The 20,820-nt window shown below is 62.8% G+C and carries 23 protein-coding genes and 1 pseudogene; 13 read left to right on the forward strand and 11 right to left on the reverse strand.

Going from position 1 to position 20,820, the window contains the following annotated elements; all coding sequences use genetic code 11:
- Positions 1-104 precede the first annotated feature (104 nt).
- Complete coding sequence (locus ACFOGH_RS12950) at positions 105-971, forward strand: branched-chain amino acid aminotransferase (RefSeq protein ID WP_380073486.1); 867 nt, start codon at positions 105-107, stop codon at positions 969-971.
- Between the two features lie 143 nt (positions 972-1,114).
- On the opposite strand, the gene ACFOGH_RS12955 is transcribed toward ACFOGH_RS12950, so the two are convergent.
- Positions 1,115-1,363, reverse strand: coding sequence for a hypothetical protein (locus ACFOGH_RS12955; protein ID WP_380073487.1), 249 nt, complete (start codon positions 1,361-1,363; stop codon positions 1,115-1,117).
- 545 nt (positions 1,364-1,908) lie between these two features.
- Between ACFOGH_RS12955 and ACFOGH_RS12960 the strand changes: the two genes are divergently transcribed.
- Positions 1,909-2,463 carry a manganese efflux pump MntP gene (locus ACFOGH_RS12960; RefSeq protein ID WP_380073488.1) on the forward strand — a complete coding sequence of 185 codons (555 nt, stop codon included), beginning with the start codon at positions 1,909-1,911 and terminating at the stop codon, positions 2,461-2,463.
- Between the two features lie 4 nt (positions 2,464-2,467).
- Here ACFOGH_RS12960 and ACFOGH_RS12965 read toward each other — a convergent pair whose 3' ends face one another.
- Together ACFOGH_RS12965 and ACFOGH_RS12970 are read right to left on the reverse strand one after the other, a co-directional pair.
- Positions 2,468-2,908: a glyoxalase superfamily protein gene (locus ACFOGH_RS12965; protein ID WP_380073489.1), complete on the reverse strand. Its 441-nt coding sequence runs from the start codon at positions 2,906-2,908 to the stop codon at positions 2,468-2,470.
- Positions 2,909-3,086: 178 nt separating this feature from the next.
- On the reverse strand, positions 3,087-3,278 hold the full coding sequence (locus ACFOGH_RS12970; protein WP_380073490.1) for a hypothetical protein: 192 nt from the start codon (positions 3,276-3,278) through the stop codon (positions 3,087-3,089).
- A gap of 406 nt (positions 3,279-3,684) precedes the next feature.
- Between ACFOGH_RS12970 and ACFOGH_RS12975 the strand changes: the two genes are divergently transcribed.
- On the forward strand, positions 3,685-4,389 hold the full coding sequence (locus tag ACFOGH_RS12975) for a peptidoglycan-binding protein (protein WP_380073491.1): 705 nt from the start codon (positions 3,685-3,687) through the stop codon (positions 4,387-4,389).
- Positions 4,390-4,477: 88 nt separating this feature from the next.
- On the opposite strand, the gene ACFOGH_RS12980 is transcribed toward ACFOGH_RS12975, so the two are convergent.
- From ACFOGH_RS12980 to ACFOGH_RS12990, 3 genes are all read right to left on the reverse strand, one after another.
- Positions 4,478-4,918, reverse strand: a complete 441-nt coding sequence (locus ACFOGH_RS12980; protein ID WP_380073492.1) for a DUF1294 domain-containing protein — start codon at positions 4,916-4,918, stop codon at positions 4,478-4,480.
- 59 nt (positions 4,919-4,977) lie between these two features.
- Positions 4,978-5,742 (reverse strand): SDR family NAD(P)-dependent oxidoreductase, encoded by a 765-nt coding sequence (locus tag ACFOGH_RS12985; RefSeq protein ID WP_380073493.1) that lies wholly within the window; start codon positions 5,740-5,742, stop codon positions 4,978-4,980.
- Positions 5,743-6,078: 336 nt separating this feature from the next.
- Positions 6,079-6,507, reverse strand: coding sequence for an organic hydroperoxide resistance protein (locus tag ACFOGH_RS12990; protein WP_380073494.1), 429 nt, complete (start codon positions 6,505-6,507; stop codon positions 6,079-6,081).
- Positions 6,508-6,674: 167 nt separating this feature from the next.
- Between ACFOGH_RS12990 and ACFOGH_RS12995 the strand changes: the two genes are divergently transcribed.
- Positions 6,675-7,115: a MarR family winged helix-turn-helix transcriptional regulator gene (locus tag ACFOGH_RS12995; RefSeq protein ID WP_380073495.1), complete on the forward strand. Its 441-nt coding sequence runs from the start codon at positions 6,675-6,677 to the stop codon at positions 7,113-7,115.
- Positions 7,116-7,172: 57 nt separating this feature from the next.
- On the opposite strand, the gene ACFOGH_RS13000 is transcribed toward ACFOGH_RS12995, so the two are convergent.
- The 4 genes from ACFOGH_RS13000 to hutI all read right to left on the reverse strand — a co-directional run bounded on the left by ACFOGH_RS13000 (position 7,173) and on the right by hutI (position 12,093).
- Positions 7,173-7,460, reverse strand: a complete 288-nt coding sequence (locus ACFOGH_RS13000; protein WP_380073496.1) for a hypothetical protein — start codon at positions 7,458-7,460, stop codon at positions 7,173-7,175.
- A 226-nt stretch (positions 7,461-7,686) separates the two neighbouring features.
- Positions 7,687-9,384 (reverse strand): urocanate hydratase, encoded by a 1,698-nt coding sequence (gene hutU, locus ACFOGH_RS13005; protein ID WP_380073497.1) that lies wholly within the window; start codon positions 9,382-9,384, stop codon positions 7,687-7,689.
- Positions 9,385-9,397: 13 nt separating this feature from the next.
- The gene (hutH, locus tag ACFOGH_RS13010) at positions 9,398-10,930 is read right to left on the reverse strand and encodes a histidine ammonia-lyase (RefSeq protein ID WP_380073498.1); all 1,533 of its coding nucleotides are present in this window, start codon (positions 10,928-10,930) and stop codon (positions 9,398-9,400) included.
- The gene (gene hutI, locus ACFOGH_RS13015; RefSeq protein WP_380074006.1) at positions 10,927-12,093 is read right to left on the reverse strand and encodes an imidazolonepropionase; all 1,167 of its coding nucleotides are present in this window, start codon (positions 12,091-12,093) and stop codon (positions 10,927-10,929) included. Before hutI ends, hutH begins: the two co-directional genes overlap by 4 nt.
- A 126-nt stretch (positions 12,094-12,219) precedes the next feature.
- Between hutI and ACFOGH_RS13020 the strand changes: the two genes are divergently transcribed.
- From ACFOGH_RS13020 to ACFOGH_RS13030, 3 genes are all read left to right on the forward strand, one after another.
- Positions 12,220-13,578: a formimidoylglutamate deiminase gene (locus tag ACFOGH_RS13020; RefSeq protein ID WP_380073499.1), complete on the forward strand. Its 1,359-nt coding sequence runs from the start codon at positions 12,220-12,222 to the stop codon at positions 13,576-13,578.
- Positions 13,579-13,585: 7 nt separating this feature from the next.
- Positions 13,586-14,281, forward strand: a complete 696-nt coding sequence (locus tag ACFOGH_RS13025; protein ID WP_380073501.1) for a UTRA domain-containing protein — start codon at positions 13,586-13,588, stop codon at positions 14,279-14,281.
- 330 nt (positions 14,282-14,611) lie between these two features.
- Positions 14,612-15,100 (forward strand): hypothetical protein, encoded by a 489-nt coding sequence (locus ACFOGH_RS13030; RefSeq protein WP_380073502.1) that lies wholly within the window; start codon positions 14,612-14,614, stop codon positions 15,098-15,100.
- Between the two features lie 162 nt (positions 15,101-15,262).
- Here the strand turns inward: ACFOGH_RS13030 and ACFOGH_RS13035 are convergent, their stop codons facing one another.
- Positions 15,263-15,976 (reverse strand): GntR family transcriptional regulator, encoded by a 714-nt coding sequence (locus tag ACFOGH_RS13035; RefSeq protein WP_380073503.1) that lies wholly within the window; start codon positions 15,974-15,976, stop codon positions 15,263-15,265.
- Between the two features lie 11 nt (positions 15,977-15,987).
- Here ACFOGH_RS13035 and ACFOGH_RS13040 point away from each other — a divergent pair.
- From ACFOGH_RS13040 to ACFOGH_RS13065, 6 genes and pseudogenes are all read left to right on the forward strand, one after another.
- Positions 15,988-16,050: pseudogene (locus ACFOGH_RS13040) on the forward strand (SWIM zinc finger family protein); the annotation flags it as partial.
- Positions 16,051-16,130: 80 nt separating this feature from the next.
- Entirely contained in the window at positions 16,131-17,015 is an 885-nt protein-coding gene (locus tag ACFOGH_RS13045; RefSeq protein WP_380073504.1) for a dihydrodipicolinate synthase family protein, read from the forward strand.
- Positions 17,016-17,018: 3 nt separating this feature from the next.
- Positions 17,019-18,251 (forward strand): NAD(P)/FAD-dependent oxidoreductase, encoded by a 1,233-nt coding sequence (locus ACFOGH_RS13050; protein ID WP_380073505.1) that lies wholly within the window; start codon positions 17,019-17,021, stop codon positions 18,249-18,251.
- A 12-nt stretch (positions 18,252-18,263) separates the two neighbouring features.
- Positions 18,264-19,292, forward strand: a complete 1,029-nt coding sequence (locus ACFOGH_RS13055) for a proline racemase family protein (RefSeq protein WP_380073506.1) — start codon at positions 18,264-18,266, stop codon at positions 19,290-19,292.
- The gene (locus ACFOGH_RS13060) at positions 19,289-20,053 is read left to right on the forward strand and encodes an SDR family NAD(P)-dependent oxidoreductase (RefSeq protein WP_380073507.1); all 765 of its coding nucleotides are present in this window, start codon (positions 19,289-19,291) and stop codon (positions 20,051-20,053) included. The genes ACFOGH_RS13055 and ACFOGH_RS13060 overlap by 4 nt, the downstream gene beginning before the upstream one ends.
- A gap of 8 nt (positions 20,054-20,061) precedes the next feature.
- The gene (locus tag ACFOGH_RS13065; RefSeq protein WP_380073508.1) at positions 20,062-20,814 is read left to right on the forward strand and encodes an SDR family NAD(P)-dependent oxidoreductase; all 753 of its coding nucleotides are present in this window, start codon (positions 20,062-20,064) and stop codon (positions 20,812-20,814) included.
- Positions 20,815-20,820 lie beyond the last annotated feature (6 nt).

A 20,820-nucleotide genomic window follows, 5' to 3' on the forward strand; every position in this document is an offset into this window, starting at 1 on the left:
TGTTGACATTCCAAGACATAAGGTTTAGCGATTCAACGATTTCGCGCAATATTATGTCCACAACGGGCCTATTGCGCGCAACTTTCGCGATAATGGAGGCAGCGATGGCAGGATATGACGATCGGGACGGATTCATCTGGATGGACGGCAAGCTGGTCGAATGGCGCTCGGCCAATGTGCATATCCTGACCCATGCGCTGCACTATGCGTCCTCGGTGTTTGAGGGTGAGCGGTGCTATAACGGCAAGATTTTCAAATCGGTGGAACATTCCGAACGGCTGCGGAAATCGGGCGAGTTGCTGGACATGCCCTTGCCCTATTCGGTGGCCGAGATTGAGGCGGCCAAAGAGGCGACGTTGAAGGCCAACGGCCTGACCGACGGCTATGTGCGGGCGTTGGCTTGGCGCGGCGCGGGTGAGGATATGGGCGTGGCGTCGAAGAAAAACCCGATTCGGATGGCGGTGGCGGTGTGGTCTTGGGGCAATTACTATGGCGACGCCAAAACTAAGGGCGCAAAGCTGGACATTGCGAAATGGAAGCGGCCCTCGCCCGAGACCATCCCCCATGCGGCCAAGGCGGCGGGGTTGTATATGATCTGCACCATGTCGAAACATGCCGCCGAGGCGAAGGGCTGTTCGGATGCGATGATGTTCGACTATCGCGGCTATGTGGCCGAGGCGACGGGGGCGAATATCTTCTTTGTCAAGGACGGCGAGGTTCACACGCCGCTGCCGGATGCTTTCCTGAATGGCATCACCCGGCAGACGGTGATCGGGATGCTGCGGGACAAGGGCATCACCGTGCACGAACGCCATATCCTGCCCGCCGAGTTGGAGGGCTTCCAGCAATGCTGGCTGACCGGCACGGCGGCTGAGGTGACTCCGGTCGGGCAGATCGGGGATTATAACTTTGAGGTCGGTGCGCTGACGCTGGATGTGGCCAGCAGCTATGAGAAGCTGGTGCGGGCCTGAGAGGTTTGGGCTTTGGGTTTTGGAGAAAATGAGGAAGGTCCCAACTCGGGACCTTTTTTATGTGTTTAGAGTCAGTGGGTTAGGATGGTGGATTTAGGGCTTTGTTAAGGATTGAGGGTCCAGGTCCGTATCAGACTGGCTGGTCAGTAGATGATCTTCTTGCCACCGTAGTATTTCTTTGACGTTATGTTTAGAGCAAATGCCCGCAACGCCGCAAGGTCATCAAAGCTTTCTTCAAAGACGCGGTGGCCACGCTCTTCGGTGATTGCCAACCATTTGCCGTTCGCTCGTATGATTGAAAGCGCTCCGTCTCGAATTTCTCCAAAGCAAAAGTCGCCGCGTGATACGCCTGCTTCGAGCAATTCACGTTCAAGCTCGGATTCCTCCATCATCACACACCTCTCAATATCGGATCGAAACACGGGGATGTGGTGGAGATGCAACTTCGTCAAATCTGTCGCCAGCTTATACATCATCTTTATGCGCGGTGACTAAGCAAGCCACCCTTGCCCGGAATCAAGGCGCTTTAGCGCCGCCGGGCAGCGCCCGACCGCCCCCTCGGGCGGGCGCTATTGCAGGGTCTCGCTTAGAATTTCAGGCGGATTTGCAGAGGCATAAAGTGCCTAGAAACTCTGTGGCTCGCCCACCCGGCGGTCCGGCGCTGCCCTGTGTGGTCGCTGTAAATGCCCCGCCGCATCCAAAAGATGACAATGAGAACCACTCGCAACACAATGTTTTTGTTTGACTTTCCTTCCCATCACCCCTATCCGGCCCGCATCGGGGAGTAGCGATCGCCAGCGATGGTGAAGGCATGTCAACATAATCGCGGAAGCCTCTGCGTGGCATGTCTGGTCTGAAACAGACTTTGCGAGACCGTGGCGATGGGGCTCTGCGGGCGGAGTCCGACCTTCGCCCGGTTCAGCCCAGAGGAATTGCCATGTCTCCGATTTCCATCGGCGTTCTTGCCGTCTCGATGTCTGTTGATGCGTTCATCGCGTCGCTGGGCAAGGGGGCTGCGACGACGCGGCCCAGTTTCCGCACGGCGTTGAAAACCGGCGCTATTTTTGGCGTGGTCGAGATGATCACCCCGCTGATCGGTTGGGCGGCTGGTGTGGCGGCCAGCCAGTATGTGCAGGCGGTGGATCACTGGATCGCCTTTGCGCTGCTGGCCGCGGTGGGGGCGCATATGCTCTTGCAGGCGCTGACCCGCAAGCCCGAGGAACTGCGCGCTTCGTCTCTGTGGACAACGGTTGTCACGGCTGTTGGCACCTCGCTGGATGCGATGGCGGTGGGGGTGTCGCTGGCGTTTCTGGATGTGAATATCATGGTGATCGCGGTTGCGATTGGTGCTGCGACCATGGTGATGAGTTCAACGGGGATTCTGGCCGGGCGCTACCTCGGCCAGCGCTTTGGTCGCGTGGCCGAGGCTTTGGGCGGGGTGGCGCTGTTCGGGTTGGGCGCGCTGATCTTGTTCGAGCATCTGACCGCCTGAGGCGTCAGCGGCGCAGGTTCAGCACCAGATGGGGCACTCCATCGGCGGTTTTGTCGAAGGCGCGGCCCTCGGCATCCACGACCTTGCGCACCCGGCTGCGGAAGTTGGAAAAGCTGTCGAAGGTGACGACATCGACCGGCTCTGCCAGATCGAGTGTCACCTCGAACCGGCCCTCTGAAAGCTGGGTGATGCCGATGATTTCGGCGGTGAAGGGTTGGCCGAGGTAGCGGCCTTCGACGATCTGGCCCAGTGCCATCGGTGGCGGTGGCGGGCGATTGCCAATGCGGGCGTATAGGGTGTTCCAATCGTGCAAGCCGTGGCTTTTGGCGATGAGTTCCAGGGCTGCGGAATGGGTGATCTCGCGGCCTTCAAGGGCAAGCGTGGCGCGGAGGGCGCGGGCTTGGGCCTTGGCAGCTTCGAGTGTCGGCAGGGGATGTATGGTCATGTAAGCGTTCCTGTTCCGGGACGCCGAGGGGTTAGCTTTGGGGCCTGCATTGCCAATGCGCCTCGGCTGGAAAGGATCAGCTTGGGTCAGAACCGGGCTTCACCACGGCCCGAAGGCGTGCAGGCGGCGGGGGCCGGACCCCTGCCGCTGCGATAGGCCGTGCGGGCCAGGCTGTCAACTATGCCTGGTCATAAACCTGTTCGCCGCGTTCGATGCGCAGGAACTGTTGCAGGCGCTGGGAGTCGGCGGCGCTTTGCGGGCGTTGATGCAGGCTGCGTGGGGCTGCGGATTGGGTCCGCTCGAGCCGCAGAAAGTTTTGCAAGCGGCCGCCATCGGATGCGGTGCGGTGATCGGCGATGTGTTTGGTCATCGAAACCTCCTGTTGCTTGGTGGTTTGGCCAGCGTAGCACGGATGGCGGCGCGGCCCTAGGGTGGATCGGGCTGCATGCGCTGGGATTGGCCCAGATCCGGGCGGAGACAGGAAACGCATTGCGTTTCCCCGCCCGCGTGCGCGGTTTAATCCTGTAGTCACGTCAGCGATAAACCCACCGAGGCCGGTGCCCGACCCGGCGGGCGAGAAGCGCCCGCCATTGGCGGGTCGGGCGCTGGCCGGGCCTTTGGGGCCCGGCGGTTTCAGCGGCACCTGCTCCGCATGGCGAAGGCGATGGCCTTCGCCAGATGGCACAAGAGAAATCATTTGGCCGCTGGCAAAGCTGTGTTAAGTTTCGTGCAGATTTTCACGACCCCTCTTTGACGTTTTATTTTGGAGCATCACGATGATTACTTTGCGCATGGGCAGCCATGACCCGCATGTTATTTTCCTGCAACGGATGTTGAACAATGCCCTGGTACATGACCGCACGATTGCGGTTCTGGACGAGGATGGCGCGTTTGGCCGGTTGACCGATGGCGCGGTGCGGCGGTTTCAAAGCACCTATACCGGGCCTGCCGGGCGGCTGGTGGCGGATGGGGTCGCAGGGCCGATGACTTGGCGGGCGCTGGGGCTTGTCACCGAGATTGTGCATCCGCTGCCGGTGATCGGGCAGAACACCGGCATGACCTGTTGGGTGGTGTCGGGCGGCCTCGCCTCGGGGCGGATGACCAGTGCCATTCCGGGGACGGCGCAGTTTGATCCGATCACGCCGGATGGCAATGGCGGCGGGTTGCGGCCTGATATGGCGAATTTGCAGCTTTATGCGGATTCGCTGGGGATGCGGCTGGTGCGGCAGCCGCCTGACACCATCGAGGGGCTGGAGCCGTATCTGCGGCGCGGGCCGCTGATCATGTGCGGCAACTGGGTGAACGGCGGCGCACATGCGGTGGTGATCAGCGGCTATTACTCGGGCCCGGTGGCGTTTACGCGGATGATCCGGGTGAATAACTCGTTGCCAGTGGGGCGCGGCGCGTTGGAGGTGACGGATTATCCGGGGATGCAGTTGAGCGGCAACTTCATCAACGCCTTTGCGCTGATCGTGCGCTAGGGCGATTGGCTGCGAGAGCGGTCTTCCCATCTGGGAATGACTTGTGGTTTTGCGTCAGTTTTGGCGGGAATTCCACCATATGTTGTGGTCAGGGGGTCTCGGCATCGCTGCCGGGGCCGAAACGGCGGGGCAAGGCTGGGGCATCAGACGCGGCGCTGCCGCTGAACAGGCCCTGCGCTTGGGTGGTGACGTGGGTGGAGATTTTGTCCCATGTCAGATCCGATTGCAGGATCATCGCGGTGGCGAACAGGCCGGGCAGGATCAGCACCGACAGGTTCAGCAGGATGCCGAACGGCTGTTTGCGGGTTTTGTGGCGCAGGCGGTGCTGCGCGATTTTGGCCCCCAACCAACCGCCCAAGGTGGCGAGGATCAGCAAGCTACGCTCGGGGATGCGGCCTTGGGCATTGATTGCGCGGGATTTGTCCACGGCGAAGGCGGTATAGGCAAGGCCATTGGCCAGCAGGATATAGCCTGCAAGGCAAAGGGCTGCGAAAGCGGTGGGGCCGGGGGTGAGGATTGCGCTGATCATGCCGCTTTATGGCCGCCGAACGTGGCAGGAATTCGACCGCATCGCGGCGGAAGGGCGGATCAGACCGCCGAGAAGCCACCATCGACGAACAGTTGCGTGCCGGTGACAAATTCGGCGTCATCCGAGGCGAGGTAGAGGGCGGCGCGGGCGATATCTTCGGGCTGGCCAAAGCGGCCTTGTGCGGCTTTGATCGCGGCCTCGGACGCATCGACGCCGAGCGCGGTGAGTTCGGCCACTTCGCGCTGCCCGTGCGGGGTTTCGATAAAGCCGGGGCAGACGGCGTTGCAGCGGATTCCCCGGTCGCGGAATTCCACCGCGATGGCGCGGGCGAACATGTGGCAGGCGCCTTTGGTGGCGTCATACAGCACTTCCATCGGCGTGGCGTAGACGGCCGAGATGCTGGAAGTGCAGACGATGGAGCCTTTGCCCTGTTCCAGCATCATCGGCAGAACGGCGCGGGTCATCAGATACATCGACTTGACGTTGACATCGAACAGCATGTCCCAATCGGCTTCCTCGGTTTCCAGGAAGGGTTTGATCACGATGGTGCCGGCATGGTTGAACAGCACGTTGACCGGGCCGAGTTGTGACCTGACGGTGGCGACGGCGGCCTCGACCTCGGTCTTTTGCGACACGTCGGCGGTGGCGAAGCAGGCGCGGTGGCCTTGCAGCACCAGATCAAAGACAAGGGCTTGGCCCGCCTCGACATTGCGGTCGATGATGCCGACGGCAGCGCCCTCGGCGGCAAACAGACGCGCGGCCGCAGCGCCAATGCCGGTGGCCCCACCCGAGATGATTGCCACTTTGCCTTTTAGCCGATCCATGAGTGCCCCCTGCCCTGTTGGGCGCAGCCTAGCAGGGCAAGGGGCGCAGGCAAGGGCTTAGGGCCGACCGAGGGTCACGCCGATAAGTGCCGTCAACATCGGGCGGAAGCAGGAAACGCATTGCGTCTCCCCGCCCGCGTGGGCCGGTTCACTCTGTAGTCGGTGCAACGAGAAACCCCATCAGGCCAGTGCCCGACCCGGCGGGCGAGAAGCGCCCGCCATGGGCGGGTCGGGCGCTGGCCGGGCCTTTGAGGCCCGGCGGTTTCAGCGGCACCTGCACCGCATGGCGAAGGCGGTGGCCTTCGCCAAGTTGTTGAGGATGGGTGCGATCAGCGCTTAGACCAGCGTGGTGGTTACTTCGACATTGCCTTTGATGGCGTTGGAATAGGGGCAGATGAAATGGCCACGATCAACGATCTTCTGCGCGACATCGCGGTCAAGGCCGGGCAGCGAGACAGCCAGTGCCACCTGAATGCCAAAGCCGCCCTCGGCGCGCGGACCGATGCCGACGGTTGAGGTGACGGTGGCGTTATCAGGGACGGTGCCAAGTTTCTCGCTGCTGGCGGCAAAGCGCATCGCGCCAAGGTAGCAGGCGGCGTAGCCGACGGCGAACAGTTGTTCGGGGTTGTTGCCTGCGCCATTGCCGCCCATTTCCTTCGGCACGGCAAGAGTGACGGCCAATGCGCCGTCTTTGGTGGCGGATTTGCCATCGCGGCCGCCGCCGGTTGCGGTGGCTTCGGTGGAGTAGACGACTTTCGTGGGCATGATGTATCCTTTGCGATTATATCGTGTGCGATGTATTTAGCGCGAGTCGCTGGGCGCGTCAAGCCTGTTGGATAGACGCGGGGGTTAATGCTTTTGTGGCGTTGCGGTTCCCGACGATCTTGTGAGTTAATCGCGCGCGATCTATCTTGGCGAAAAGGAGTTTCACCATGGACACCAAAACCCCTGCCCTGCCGATTGCCGAGATGATCTGTTTTTCGCTGTATTCGGCCACCCATGCGATGCAGCACGCCTATAAACCGCTGCTCGAGGCTTTGGGGCTGACCTATCCGCAGTATCTGGTGCTGGTGGCGCTGTGGGCCGAGAATGGTCAAACGGTGGGGCAACTCGGACAGGCGTTGCAGTTGGAGAGCAACACGCTGACGCCGCTGCTGAAGCGGATGCAGGCGCAGGGGCTGGTGTTGCGCGCGCGCGATACCAAGGATGAGCGTCAGGTGCGGGTGCGTTTGACCGAGGCGGGGCGCGAGATGCAGAGCCGCGCGGCGGCGATACCGGGCTGTATTCTGGAGCGGTCGGGGATGACTCTGGCGGCGCTGATGGCGCTGCGCGATCAGGTGAATGGGTTGCGAGACCAGTTGCGGGCCGGGTGAGCGACTTGTTTCAGGAATTGGGCCGCCGCTGCGGTGCGACGGCCCAGTGTTGCAGGATTACGGCGTGGTGGGCGCGGGGGTTGCGGGTGCGGTTTCCGTGCCGGTTTGCGGTGCAATCACCGCACCCTCACCCGGCGCGGGTGTAACCGGGGTTGCCGTCGTGGGGGCTGCGCCGCTTTGCTGTTCGGTCTGATCTTGCGGCGCGGGCGGATCGGATTGGGCGGATTCTTCCATCAGCCAATACAGGATCAGTGCGACGCCAAACACCACAACCAGTGCCATGCCGATCAGCGGGCCACGGTGGCGGCGCGCTTGTTTGTCGATATTCGTGTTCGGAGCGGACATCGGGTTTCCCTTCTGATGAGCAAGTTCAAAGGGGTAACGCGGCAGCGCCGTTCTTGTTCCCGCGCGCGGGTGTCGGGCGGGGTATGGGGGTTTCACACCCCCAAGCGGGTTTGTGCCAAACCCGCTTCCCCCGTGGGATATTTATGAACAGATGAAAGCAAATTTTAATCAAATTTGTGGGGTTCTTGCAGGGTCAAGCCAAGGGCAGACCCTGCAAGAGTGCTGATTAGTTGCCCAGGATGGTGGGCAGGCGCAGGCCTTGAGCGCGGGCGTGATCAACGGCGGTCTCGTAGCCCGCATCGGCGTGACGCCAGACGCCGGAGGCCGGGTCGTTCCACAGCACGCGCTCCAGCCGTTTGGCGGCGTCATCGGTGCCATCGGCGACGATCACCACGCCGGAATGTTGCGAGAAGCCCATCCCCACCCCGCCGCCGTGGTGCAGCGAGACCCATGTCGCGCCACTGGCGGTGTTGACGAGGGCGTTCAAGAGCGGCCAGTCGGAGACGGCATCAGAGCCGTCCATCATGCTTTCCGTCTCACGGTTCGGCGAGGCGACGGAGCCGGAGTCGAGGTGATCGCGGCCGATCACGATCGGGGCTTTCAACTCGCCGTTCTTCACCATTTCGTTGAACATCAGCCCGGCGCGGTGACGATCACCCAGACCGATCCAGCAGATGCGGGCGGGCAGGCCTTGGAAGGCGATGCGCTCACCCGCCATATCCAGCCAGCGGTGCAGGTGGGCGTTGTCGGGGAACAGTTTTTTCATCGCGGCGTCGGTTTTGCGGATATCTTCCGGGTCGCCCGACAGGGCCACCCAGCGGAACGGGCCGATGCCTTTGCAGAACAGCGGGCGGATGTAGGCGGGGACGAAACCGGGGAAGGCGAAGGCATTCTCAAAGCCTTCTTCCAGCGCCACTTGGCGGATGTTGTTGCCGTAATCCAAGGTCGGCACGCCTGCGTTCCAGAAATCGACCATCGCGGCGACATGGGTGCGCATCGAGGCGCGGGCGGCTTTTTGCACGGCGGCGGGGTCGGATTCCTGTTTCGCGCGCCATTCGGCGACGTTCCAGCCCTGCGGCAGGTAGCCGTGCAGCGGATCGTGCGCCGAGGTTTGGTCGGTGACGATGTCGGGGCGGGCGGTGCCTGCCTTCATGCGGCGGACGAGTTCGGGGAAGACATCGGCAGCGTTGCCCAGAAGGCCCACGGATTTGGCTTCGCCCTTGGCGGTCCATTCGGCGATCATCGCAAGTGCTTCATCGAGCGTATGCGCCTTGGCATCGACGTAGCGGGTGCGGATGCGGAAGTCGATGCGGGTTTCGTCACACTCGACGGCAAGGCAGCAGGCCCCGGCCATCACGGCGGCGAGGGGTTGTGCGCCGCCCATACCGCCCAGACCGCCGGTGAGAATCCATTTGCCTTTCAGGCTGCCGCCGTAGTGCTGGCGACCGGCTTCGGCGAAGGTTTCATAGGTGCCTTGCACGATGCCTTGGGTGCCGATGTAGATCCACGAGCCAGCGGTCATCTGGCCGTACATCATCAGGCCCTTTTTATCGAGCGCGTTGAAATGGTCCCATGTGGCCCAGTGCGGCACGAGGTTGGAGTTGGCGATCAGCACGCGCGGGGCGTCTTTGTGGGTGCGGACCACAGCGACGGGGCGACCTGATTGCACCACCAGCGTCTCATCATCTTCCAGCGTTTTCAGGGTGGCGACGATGCGGTCAAAATCCCCCCAGGTGCGGGCGGCGCGGCCGATGCCGCCGTAGACCACCAGTTCATGCGGGTTCTCGGCCACGTCGGGATGCAGGTTGTTCATCAACATCCGCATCGCGGCTTCGGTCTGCCACGATTTCGCGGTGATCTCGGTGCCGGTGGCGGGGTAGATGTCGCGCAGGTTGTGGCGGGAGTTGTCGAGCGGTTTGTTCATTTCGGGCCTCGCGTTACAAGGTGGGAAGGGTGAGGGCGGAAGCGGTGGCAAGCGCTCCGGTGGCGATCAGATCGGCGGCGGCGGCAAGGTCGGGGGCCATGTAGCGATCATCGCCCATGGTGGCGACGCGGGTGCGCAGGCAGGCAACGACGGCTTGCAAGGGGGTAGAGGTTTGCAGGGGGGCGCGGAAATCAACGCCTTGGGCGGCGCAGATGGCTTCCACGCCGAGGATGACGTTGAGGTTTTGCACCATCTTGCCCAAGCGCACCGCACCGTGGGCAGCCATGCTGACGTGGTCTTCCTGATTGGCGGAAGTGGGGGTTGAATCCGTCACGCAGGGCATGGCGATGTGTTTGTTTTCACTCATCAAGGCGGCGGTGGTGACTTCGGCGATCATCAGGCCCGAGTTCAGGCCGGGGCGCGGGGTCAGGAAGGGGGGCAGGTTGAAGGACAGCACCGGATCGACCATCAGGGCGACGCGCCGTTGCGCGATGGCGCCGATTTCGGCCAGTGCGAGGGCGATCATGTCGGCGGCGAAGCCCACGGGTTCGGCGTGGAAATTGCCGCCCGAGACGATCAGGCCCGCTTCGGTCAGCACCAGCGGGTTGTCGGTGGCGGCGTTGGCCTCGATCTCCAGCGTGGCGGCGGCTTGGCGCAGCACATCCATTGCGGCGCCCGTCACTTGCGGTTGGCAGCGGATGCAGTAGGGGTCTTGCACGCGGGCGTCGCCCTCGATGTGGCTTTCGCGGATCTCCGACCCCGCAAGCAGGTTGCGCATAAAGGCGGCGGCTTCGATCTGGCCTGCATGACCGCGCAAGCTGTGGATTTCGGGTTGCAGCGGGGCGGTGGAGCCCATGATGGCGTCGGTCGAGAGCGCCGACGTCACCAGCGCCGATTGCGCGGCGTTCCAGCCGTCGAACAGGCCTGCCAGCGCGAAGGCGGTGGAGAATTGCGTGCCGTTGATGAAGGCGAGGCCCTCTTTCGGGCCGAGTTGGATCGGCGACAGGCCAGCGGCGGTGAGGGCCTTTGCGCCCGGCATGATCTGGCCTTGGTATTCGGCTTCCCCCTCGCCGATGATCACGGCGGTCATGTGCGACAGGGGCGCGAGATCGCCCGATGCGCCGACCGAACCTTGCACCGGGATTTGCGGCGTGACGCCCTTTGCCAGCATCGCCTCGATCAGTTCAACAAATTCCCAACGCACGCCGGATGCGCCACGGCCGAAGGACAAGAGTTTCAGGACCATCAGCAGGCGGGCGTGGCGGCGCGAGATGGCGGGGCCAACGCCGCAGCAATGCGACAGGATCAGGTTGCGTTGCAGGGTGGCGGTGTCGGCGGGGGCGATGCGCAGGCTGGCGAGTTTGCCAAAGCCGGTGTTGACGCCGTAGACCGGAACATCACCAGCGGCGGCGGCGGCGATGGCGGCGGCGGCACGCTCGATGCCGGGTTTAGCGGCGCGGTTCAGGGTGACGGGCAGTTCCTCGCGGTAGATGCGGGCGAGGTCGGCAAGGGTGACTTGGCCGGGTGTCAGGGTCAAAGCGGTCAAAGCGCGCCTCCGATGATGCGGGTGTGAAGGGGGTTGAAGCCGATGCGATAGGCGAGTTCGGCGGGGTGTTGGGCGTTCCAGATCGCCAGATCGGCGGTTTGGCCTGTGGCAATGGTGCCGTGGCTGGTCAGGCCGAGCGCGCGGGCGGCGTGGATGGTGGCACCAGCCAAAGCTTCTGCCGGGGTCATGCGGAACAGGGTGCAGGCCATGTTCATCGCCAAGAGGATCGAGGACATGGGGGAGGAGCCGGGGTTCATATCGGTGGCGACGGCCATCGGCACGTTATGCTGCCGCAGCAGCGCAATGGGCGGGGCCTGGGTTTCGCGCAGCGTGTAGAAGGCGCCGGGCAGGATCACGGCAACGGTGCCAGCCTTCGCCATGGCGATCACGCCCGCCTCGTCCAGATATTCCAGATGGTCGGCGGAAAGTGCGTTGAAGCGGGCGGCGAGGGCCGCGCCACCGAGGTTGGACAGTTGCTCGGCGTGGAGTTTGACTGGCAGGCCAAGGCCTTGGGCGACTATGAACAGGCGTTCGATTTGCGCCGGCGAGAACGCGATGCCTTCGCAGAAGCCGTCCACGGCATCGACCAAGCCTTCGGCATGGGCTTTGTGCAGGGTGGGGATGGCCACTTCGTCGATATAGGCGTCGGCGCGGTCTTTGTATTCGGGCGGAATGGCGTGGGCGGCGAGATAGCTGGTCTTCACCGTGATCCGGCGCAGCGTGGCGATGTCACGGGCGGCGCGCAGCATCCGCAACTCGGTTTCGGCATCAAGGCCGTAGCCGGATTTGATCTCGATCACCGCCACACCCTCGGCGATCATGGCATCGACGAACGGCAGGGCTGCCGCCACCAGATCGGCCTGCGAGGCGGTGCGGGTGGCTTTGACGGTGGAAATAATGCCGCCCCCTGCCCGCGCGACTTCCTCATAGCTGGCACCTTGCAGGCGCATTTCAAACTCGGTGGCGCGGTTGCCGCCGTGGACAACATGGGTGTGACAGTCAATCAGCCCAGGCGTGATCAGGCGACCGCCCATGTCGTGCTGCGGATGGGCGGCATGATGGCTGGGAAGGTCGGCGCGCGGGCCGACCCATACGATTCGGCCCTGATCCAGCACCACGGCAGCATCGGCGATCAGGCCATAAGGATCAGATTTCCCCACCATTGTCGCGGCTTGCAGGTTGGTCAGGGTGATCGCGGTGGGATGCACGGGATGCCTCGTTGAAAGCTATTGCGTGAAGGATGTTTATGCGAGTATGTTTATTATGTCTACACATAAGGAGTCGTCGCCGTGATTTTTGCAAGCCGCGCGTTGCTGCCCGAGGGCTGGGCCGAGAATGTCAGGATCACCGTGGCGGATGGCCAGATTACCGGAGTCGCGGTGGGGGCTGCGGCGCAGGCGGGGGACGTGCAGGTGTCGGCTTTGCTGCCTGCGCTGGCCAACCTGCACAGCCATGCGTTTCAGCGCGCGATGGCGGGGATGACCGAGCATCGGATTGCGGGGCGGGACAGTTTCTGGACTTGGCGCGATCTGATGTATCGGTTTCTGGATCGTTTGACGCCCGAGCAAATGCAGGCCATCGCGGCGCTGGTGTTCATGGAGATGCAGGAGGCCGGTTATGCCTCGGTCGGGGAGTTCCATTATGTGCATCATCAACCCGGTGGGGCGGTTTATGCGGATATTGCCGAACTGTCGGGGCGGATCTTTGCGGCGGCTGATCTGACGGGGATTGGGCTGACGCATCTGCCGGTGCTTTACACTTACGGCGGCGCGGGGGAGCAGGCTTTGGCGGCGGGGCAGTTGCGGTTTGGCAATGATGTCGACCGCTTTGCGCGGCTGGTGGAGGCGGCGCGGGCTGGGGCTAAGGCCTTGCCAAGTGACACAAAAGTCGGGATCGCACCGCATTCGTTGCGGGCGACCAATCCGGCCGATCTGGCGCGGGCTTTGCCGATTGCGCAGGGGAATCCGGTGCATATCCATGTGGCGGAACAGCCCAAGGAAGTGGCGGATATCTCTGCTTGGCTCGGCGCGCGCCCGGTGGAGTGGTTGCTCGCGAATACGCCGATTGGGGCGGATTGGTGTGCCATTCATGCGACGCATATGACGGCGGATGAAACCGAACGGCTGGCGAAATCTGGTGCTGTGGCGGGGCTTTGCCCGATTACTGAGGCCAATCTGGGCGACGGGCCTTTCAATGGGCCGGGTTGGTTGGCGGCAAATGGGGCCTTTGGCATCGGGTCGGACAGCAATGTGCGGATTTCGTTGACCGAGGAATTGCGGACCTTGGAATACAGCCAGCGCCTGCGCGATATTGCCCGCAATGTGATGGTGGTGGGCGAAGGCTCGGTCGGCGCTGCGATCTATCTGGGTGCTGCCAAAGGTGGGGCGCAGGCTTTGGGGCGCAAGTCGGGTGCGATTGCGGTGGGGATGCTGGCGGATTTGACGGCGATTGACCTGAGCCATCCGGCGCTGTGCGCTTTGCGCAATGATCAGATTCTGGATGGGCTGGCCTTTGCGGCCAGCGACGCGGTCGTGACCGATTTGTGGTCAGCGGGGCGGCATCAGGTGCGCGGCGGGCGGCATATCCAGCGCGACCAGATCATCGCAGGTTGGCGCGTGGCTGTGCAGGGTCTGCTGGACGCGCTATAGGAGCAGCATGGCAGAGACGACAACCTTTCGCGAGGTGATGGCCGAGATCGTGGCGCGCATCACCGAAGGCCCTTGGGGGCCGGGCACGCTGCTGCCCGGAGAGGTGGAACTGGCGGAAGAATTCGGCGTCTCACGCACCACGATGAACCGGGCGTTGCGCGAAGTGTCCGAGCAGGGCTTTCTGGATCGGCGGCGCAAGGCGGGGACGCGGGTGCGGATGGCGCCTATCCGGCAGGCGCGGTTTGAAATGCCGGTGGTGCGCGCCGAGATTGAGAAAACCGGGGCGGATTACCGCTATGCCTTGGTCAGCCGCGCAGTTGTGGTGGCCCCGGATTGGCTGCGCGCACGGATGGGGCTGAAGGCGCGGGCAAAGGTCGTGCATCTGGTGTGCCTGCACTTTGCCGATGGGGTGGCGTTTCAGCTAGAGGATCGCTGGATCAACGCCAGCGCTTTGCCGCAGGCGGTGGAGCAGGATTTCTCGGTTGTGGGGCCGAACGAATGGCTGGTCGCCACGGTGCCGTTTTCGGAGGTGGAGATCAGCTTTCTGGCACAGGCGGCGGATGCGCTGATGGTGCAACATCTGGATCATGCCTTGGGCGATCCGGTATTTTGCGTCGAGCGCGCGACGTGGTGGCAAAACGCCGCCGTGACGCTGGTGACGCTGGCGCACAGGCGGGGCTACCGGATGACGACGCGGTATTGAGCGCGGTGGGTTTGGGTGAGGTTGCGGGGCAAAATTGCTTCCCATCTGGGAATGACTTGTGCTTTTGGCCTGATTTTCGTGGGGTTTCTACCATATATGGTAGGTTGTTGAGATTGGCATCGGAATTGACTCGGCTGGGTCAGCGATCTGGCCCACGTCAGACATATGGCTGGGCGCATGGAAACTGGGTTGCGGCACGCCCAAGCGGGCGTTCTAGCCCAGCCGAAGTAGCCGACACTTTTTGCTGCCTTTGACGATTGAAACAAGAGAGATGTAGCACCACATTTCGTGATGCAACATGGTGCTGCGGCAACATAAAGGATGGCTAGCTTGCTTGAATATATACAGAACTTAGTTCTGAATAACCCATTGGAATTTTACACTGCGATTATTGCAACTGCCGGCGTTGTATTCTGGTTCCTTGATCGTAAGGCTATGAAGGCCGCACTTGTTTCTGCGAAAGATGCTCAGTCAATTGCCTTGCGGTTAGAAAGGCTGAACGCTGAAGCTAAGGTTGAGCAAAGTCTGCTGGAGTTTCAAATGCGGTGCCAAGAATCACGCGCCGCATGGGATGAACATAGCCGCCGATCCGGGCCCAGGCTGGGCCCGCCGTCGTTTGTATCTAAAGAGCAGAATGAAATTCAGCGATTGGAGCAGAATGGAAGAGTGCTTCTAGATCGCCTCCTAGCTTCAGCTCCGGCACCGGAAAACTCAAACTTCGATGAGCTTAAGACTTACTTCGTGGTGGCACTTCGGACTTCGCAAGACATCACAAGGCTGGGCTCGCAAATTCCTATGCCAAACAGCCGCCTCAACTGACTGGCACTTCGGGGCCATCAGACCGCCATGCAGTATATTTTCCCGCTGCAGTAGCGAACGGCAACTTACCACGCGGCAGCGGGGCAGTTTAATCGCCGCCTCCAGGTTTTGCGCCAACAGTGCTCTCAGCCTTTCATGTCGATCCCGCAGCAGGCGTTGCCCTCAGGCAGGCTTGGACGCACCCAGCGGCATGGGGGCCGAGTAATTCTCGCGCATGAAGTTCAGGAAATTGTCGCGGTATTGCCTTGTGTGGGCGGCGGCGAGCGTATCGGCGCGGGGGATGTCGCGGGCGCGGATGGCTTCGAGCATTTCGACATGCTCGTCGGTCAGCAGATAGCCGTCGTGGGTGCGCTCGATGTATTGGAAATGCAGGTGCAACATGCGGCGGCCCTGATCGAGCAGGCGTTCGTAAAAGCTGGTGAGGTAGGGGTTCTTGCCCGCCTCGGCGATGGCCATGTGGAATTGCTTGTTGGCCTCGGACATCGCCAGATGATTGCCGGTCTGCACGGCGGCGACGAAATCGGCCTGCCGGGCGGCGATGGCATCCAGATCAGCCTCGCTGCGCAGTTCGGCGGCAAGGCGGGTGTTCATGCGCTGGGCGATGTCGAGCGCTTCGATGTATTTCGGAAAGCTGGTGACGTCGATCGGCGCCACGATGGTCGAGCGGTTGGCGAGCATGATCACCAGCCCCTCGCCCGCCAGCCGGATCAGCGCCTCACGGACCGGAGAGCGTGACATGGCAAAGCGGTCGGCCAACGAGGTTTCGTCCAACAGCGCGTTGGGGGCGAGGGTCAGCGACAGGATTTCGTCGCGGATCGTCTCGTAGGCGAACTTTGCCCCGGTGCCTTTGGCGCGCTTGATCTCGATTTCATCCATCGCAGAGCCCTTGCTTTTGCCCGAGCGATAGCGGGTCTGGGGGATTGTGTCGACACAGATTATTTTTGATTTGACGTGTCGGCACGCTGTCGCCATGATTTTGGCAATGCTTCTTGGCCCGTTTGGGCGCGATTCGGCTGCAAAAGGATGAGCGATGTTGAAACTGTCTGGCGTGATGCCTGCCCTTGTGACCCCGTTTGATGCCAGCGGTCAGATCGACTTTGCGGCGTTCAAGACGCATCTGGAGGGCCTGCGCGCGGCGGGGGTTTCGGGCTGGGTGCCGTGTGGGTCTTCGGGCGAATACAACCTGATGAGCGATGCGGAACGCGAGTCTGTGTTGCAGTTCGTCAAGGATTTCGCCAAGCCGGGTGAGGTGTTGATCGCAGGCACCAATGCGCCGCATACGGCTGGGGTGATCGCCAACACCAAGCGGGCCAAGGCGATTGGCTATGACACGGTGCTGCTGGCGACGCCGTTCTACACCAAGCCGACGCAGGCCGAATTGATCAAGCATTTCAACGCGGTGTTGGATGCGGTCGATGTGAATATCGTGCTGTATTCCTACCCCGACAAGGATGGGGTTGAACTGGGGTGGGAGGTTCTGGATGCGCTGGCGGATCATCCGCGGGTGATCGGGATCAAGGAAAGCTCGGGGTCGTTGCAGCGCGCGATTGGCATTGCGACGCGCTATGCGGGGCGGATTCAGCTGGTGTCGGGGTCGGACGATATTGCGCTGGATTTCATGTTCTGGGGCGCGGATAGCTGGATTTGCGGGCCTGCGAATTGCATGGCGCTGGCGGTTTGCGATCTGGACCGGACGTATCGGAGTGGCGATCTGGTGAAAGCCAAGGCGCAGATGGCGACGCTTTACACCGCGATGAACATTCTGGAATCCGGCAAGTTTGTGCAAAAGCTGAAGTATGGCTGTGAATTGCAGGGCACGCCTGTGGGTGAGTGTCGGATGCCTTTGGGGCCGTTGACGGCTGAGGAGAAGGCGGATTTTGCTGCGGCGATGCAGCCGATCCTCGACTGGAAATAGGCGATGGTCACGGTTGTTGTCGGCGCGGGGATTGTTGGCACGGCGATTGCGCATGATCTGCAAAAGCGCGGGCGGCAGGTGGTGTTGGTCGACCGGGGCGCACCGGGCAAGGGCGCGTCTTATGGCAATATGGCCTCGATTGCGGTGACAGAGTTCATGCCGGCCTCGCGCCCGTCGATCTGGCGGCAGATACCGGGGTGGATGCTGGACCCGGAAGGGCCGGTGCGGGTGCGACCGGGGTATATGCCGCGTTTGGTGCCGTGGTTTTTGCGGTTCATTGCGGCCTCGCGGCCCGGAAAGCTGCGCGAGTTGGAGGCGCAGGGGGCGGCTTTGTGTGGGCGCGCGCTGGCCGATACGCAGGCCTTGTTGGCCGAGACCGGGTTGCAGGATCAGATTTCAGAGGTGGGGTGTCTGTCGCTGTATACCGATGCGGCAGAGTTCAAGGCCGACCGTGAACACATTGAAATCCTTGAACGCTTTGGTTTTGCGCATGAGGTGCTGGAGGGTGCTGCGGCGCGGGCGTTGGAGCCTGCACTGTCGGACAAGATCGGCATGGCGGTGCGGTTTCCCGACAACCGTTCGATGAAAGACCCCTACAAGCTGGTGCTGGCCTTGGCGGAGCGGTTTCAGGCCTTGGGCGGGCGGGTTGAGACGGGCGCGGTGGTGGGGTTCACCCGTAGCGACCGCATCACTGGCGTGCAGTTGGCGGATGGCAGGGTGATTGCGGCGGATGAGGTGGTGATCTGCGCGGGGGCATTCTCGGCTCGGCTGTCGAAGCTGTTGGGCGAGAACATCCCGCTGGAGACCGAGCGGGGCTATCACACGCAGATCATGTCCCCCGGCATAAGTATGCGCCATTCGATCATCTGGCCCGCGCGGGCGTTCATGGTGACGCCGACGGCGGGGGGCATCCGGGTGGGCGGCACTGTCGAGATGGCGGGGCTGGAGGCGGCACCGGATTACCGCCGCGCCAAGGTGACGGTGCGGCGCGCGCAGACGGCGCTGCCGGGGCTGGCTTGCGAAGATTTCACCGAATGGATGGGCCACCGCCCTGCCCTGCCCGATACCGTGCCGATCCTGTCAGCCTCGGCCAAGACGGCGGGCGTGTTCTATGCCGTGGGCCACGGCCATCTGGGTCTGACCTATGCTGCGACCACCGCCAGACTGATGGGCGATCTGATCACCGGGGCCAAGCCGGAGCTGGATTTGCACCCCTATCGCGTCAACCGTTTCTAGAAGGGTTTTGCCATGTTCGACACCGCGCTCGATTTGCTGCTGGTTCATGCCGAGGGTGAGATTGGCAAGGTGATCATCGGCGGCGCGCCCGAGATTCCCGGCGCGACCATTCTGGAGAAGATGAACCATATCAACACGGTGGACGACAGCCTGCGCCGTTTTGTGACGTTCGAGCCGCGCGCCGGGGTCGCGATGAGCAGCAATCTGTTGCTGCCTCCCACCCGCCCCGATGCCGATGCGGCCTTCATCGTGTTGCAGCCGGATCGGGCGCATCCGATGTCGGGCAGCAACTGCATCTGCGTGGTGACGGCCTTGCTGGAAACCGGGCGGGTGAAGATGGTGGAACCCGAGACGCTGGTGCGGCTGGATACGGCGGCGGGGCTGATCACGGTGCGGGCGCGGTGTGAGAATGGCCGTTGTGTCTCGGTCAGTCTGGATAACGTGCCCGCGTTTGTGCTGGCGCTGGATGCGCCGGTGAAAACCAAGGATTTTGGCGTGATCCGGGCCGATATTGCCTTTGGCGGCGTGTTCTATGCCTTGGTCGATGCCGATCAGGTGGGGATGGAGATTGTGCCCGACAATGCCCGCGCGCTGGCCGAGGCTGGCATCGCGATCAAGGCCGATCTGAAGGGCCAGATCGAGATCAGCCACCCTGACCTGCCCGGTCTGGATGATGTGGCCTATGTGATGTTCCGCAGCCGCGAGGCCGATGGCAGTATCCGCACCTGCACGACGTTAAAGCCGGGGCGGGTGGATCGCTCACCCTGTGGCACCGGGTCGTCGGCCAATCTGGCGGCGATGTTCGCGCGGGGTGAGGTGGCAGTCGGCGATGCGCGGGTGTCACGATCCATCATCGGCGGGGCGTTTACGGCTGAGGCTTTGGGCGAGACGGTGGTGGGCAATCATCGTGCCGTGTTGCCGCGCATCACCGGCAAGGGCTGGATTTATGGGCGTGAGCAGTTGCGGGTGCATCCCGATGATCCGTTCGCGCGCGGGTTTGCGCTGTCGGATACCTGGGGCTCGCAAGTGGGTGAGTTATGAGCAGGACCGCCGGGCATCTGGCGGGCCGGAATGTGCTGGTGACGGGGGCGACCGGCGCGATTGGGCAGGCGATCTGTGTGGCCTTGGCGGCAGAGGGGGCGCGGGTGGTGATCCACTACGGGCGCAATCGCGCGGCGGCAGAGGCTTTGCTGGACCGCATTGGCGGTGCGGGCTGGATCGTGGCGGGAGATCTGGCGGACCCTGCGGCGGCGACGCAGCTTTGGGCCGAGGCCGAGGCTTTGGCGGGGCGGCTGCATGGGCTGGTGAACAATGCAGGGATCAGGTCGGAAGTTGCCGTCGATGCGCCGTTGGAGCAATGGCAGGCGGTCTGGGCGCGCGAGTTGCAGGTGAATTTCCTGTCGGCGGTTGATCTGACGCGCGCGGCGATCCTGCATTTTCGCGGGGTTGGCGGGCGTATCATCAATATGGCCAGCCGTGCGGGGCAGCGCGGTTATGCCTCGAACGCGATGGCTTATGGGGCCAGCAAGGCGGCGCTGATCAACCTGACGAAATCGGTGGCGCAAAGCCATGGGGCCGAGGGCATCACGGCGGTGGCGATTGCGCCGGGTTGGGTGCGCACCGACATGGCCGAGGCGTTTATCGCCCAGCATGGCGCGGCGGCGGCGCTGGCAGGCATCCCGATTGGCGCGATGGCCGAGGCGGCAGAGATTGGCGAGTTGGTGGCCTTTGCGCTGCGGCCCTCGCAGGCGTCGTTGAATGGGGCGGTGCTGGATGTGAACGGCGGCAGTTATCTGCGTTAGGGGGCGGGATGCGGTTTCGGGATAAGGTTGTGGTGGTGACGGGCGCGGCTGGCGGGATTGGGTCTGCGATTTGTCAGCGGTTTGCGTCGGAAGGCGCGCAGGTGGTGGTGACGGATGTGAACGCCGCAGGGGCCGAGGCCACGGCGGCGGGTATTCGTGCCAGTGGTGGTGTGGCACGGGCGTTTGCGGCGGATATTGGCGGGGCGGCGGGCTGTCGCGCGGTGGTGGCGGATGTGATGGCGCATGAGGGGCGGCTGGATGTGCTGTGCAACAATGCGGGCATCAATCGGCGTGGGCCACTGCTGGCGCTGACGCCAGAGGATTGGGATTTATCCTTTGCCATCAACATCGACGCGATGTTCCATCTGTGCCAAGCCGCCTTGCCGCATATGATTGCGGCGGGTGGCGGGGCGATTGTGAACACCGCGTCACAATGGGGCCTGCATCCCGCGCCGAACCACATCGCCTATAACGTGACCAAGGCGGCGGTGGCGAGTTTCACGCAGAACCTTGCCCGCGATTATGCGCCGCAAAAGATCCGGGTGAACGCGGTTTGTCCCGGCGAGATTCACACGCCGATGCTGGAGGCTGGGGTGAAACGCTCGGGCCGCACCATTGCCGATCTGGACAAAATGGTGCCATTTGGGCGGATTGGTCAGCCTGCGGAAGTGGCGGCGCTGGTGGCGTTTCTGGCCTCGGATGAGGCGGCGTTCATGTGCGGGTCATTGGTGGAAATCACCGGGGCGCAGGCGGTGTATTGAGGGGGC

The organism is Cypionkella sinensis, assembly GCF_042646385.1.
GTDB lineage: Bacteria > Pseudomonadota > Alphaproteobacteria > Rhodobacterales > Rhodobacteraceae > Cypionkella > Cypionkella sinensis.

Excerpts from the sequence above, each read along its gene's own strand:
- ACFOGH_RS12990 (WP_380073494.1), bottom strand. The coding sequence starts at position 6,507 with ATGCCCACGAAAGTCGTCTACTCCACCGAAGCCACCGCAACCGGCGGC.
- ACFOGH_RS13025 (WP_380073501.1), top strand. The coding sequence starts at position 13,586 with ATGGCAGAGACGACAACCTTTCGCGAGGTGATGGCCGAGATCGTGGCG.
- ACFOGH_RS13060 (WP_380073507.1), top strand. The coding sequence starts at position 19,289 with ATGAGCAGGACCGCCGGGCATCTGGCGGGCCGGAATGTGCTGGTGACG.
- ACFOGH_RS12980 (WP_380073492.1), bottom strand. The coding sequence starts at position 4,918 with ATGATCAGCGCAATCCTCACCCCCGGCCCCACCGCTTTCGCAGCCCTT.
- ACFOGH_RS13050 (WP_380073505.1), top strand. The coding sequence starts at position 17,019 with ATGGTCACGGTTGTTGTCGGCGCGGGGATTGTTGGCACGGCGATTGCG.
- ACFOGH_RS13045 (WP_380073504.1), top strand. The coding sequence starts at position 16,131 with ATGTTGAAACTGTCTGGCGTGATGCCTGCCCTTGTGACCCCGTTTGAT.
- ACFOGH_RS12955 (WP_380073487.1), bottom strand. The coding sequence starts at position 1,363 with ATGATGGAGGAATCCGAGCTTGAACGTGAATTGCTCGAAGCAGGCGTA.
- ACFOGH_RS13035 (WP_380073503.1), bottom strand. The coding sequence starts at position 15,976 with ATGGATGAAATCGAGATCAAGCGCGCCAAAGGCACCGGGGCAAAGTTC.
- ACFOGH_RS12975 (WP_380073491.1), top strand. The coding sequence starts at position 3,685 with ATGATTACTTTGCGCATGGGCAGCCATGACCCGCATGTTATTTTCCTG.
- ACFOGH_RS13065 (WP_380073508.1), top strand. The coding sequence starts at position 20,062 with ATGCGGTTTCGGGATAAGGTTGTGGTGGTGACGGGCGCGGCTGGCGGG.
- ACFOGH_RS12995 (WP_380073495.1), top strand. The coding sequence starts at position 6,675 with ATGGACACCAAAACCCCTGCCCTGCCGATTGCCGAGATGATCTGTTTT.
- ACFOGH_RS12965 (WP_380073489.1), bottom strand. The coding sequence starts at position 2,908 with ATGACCATACATCCCCTGCCGACACTCGAAGCTGCCAAGGCCCAAGCC.
- ACFOGH_RS13000 (WP_380073496.1), bottom strand. The coding sequence starts at position 7,460 with ATGTCCGCTCCGAACACGAATATCGACAAACAAGCGCGCCGCCACCGT.
- ACFOGH_RS12960 (WP_380073488.1), top strand. The coding sequence starts at position 1,909 with ATGTCTCCGATTTCCATCGGCGTTCTTGCCGTCTCGATGTCTGTTGAT.
- ACFOGH_RS12985 (WP_380073493.1), bottom strand. The coding sequence starts at position 5,742 with ATGGATCGGCTAAAAGGCAAAGTGGCAATCATCTCGGGTGGGGCCACC.
- hutI (WP_380074006.1), bottom strand. The coding sequence starts at position 12,093 with ATGGTGGGGAAATCTGATCCTTATGGCCTGATCGCCGATGCTGCCGTG.
- ACFOGH_RS12970 (WP_380073490.1), bottom strand. The coding sequence starts at position 3,278 with ATGACCAAACACATCGCCGATCACCGCACCGCATCCGATGGCGGCCGC.
- ACFOGH_RS13055 (WP_380073506.1), top strand. The coding sequence starts at position 18,264 with ATGTTCGACACCGCGCTCGATTTGCTGCTGGTTCATGCCGAGGGTGAG.
- hutU (WP_380073497.1), bottom strand. The coding sequence starts at position 9,384 with ATGAACAAACCGCTCGACAACTCCCGCCACAACCTGCGCGACATCTAC.
- ACFOGH_RS12950 (WP_380073486.1), top strand. The coding sequence starts at position 105 with ATGGCAGGATATGACGATCGGGACGGATTCATCTGGATGGACGGCAAG.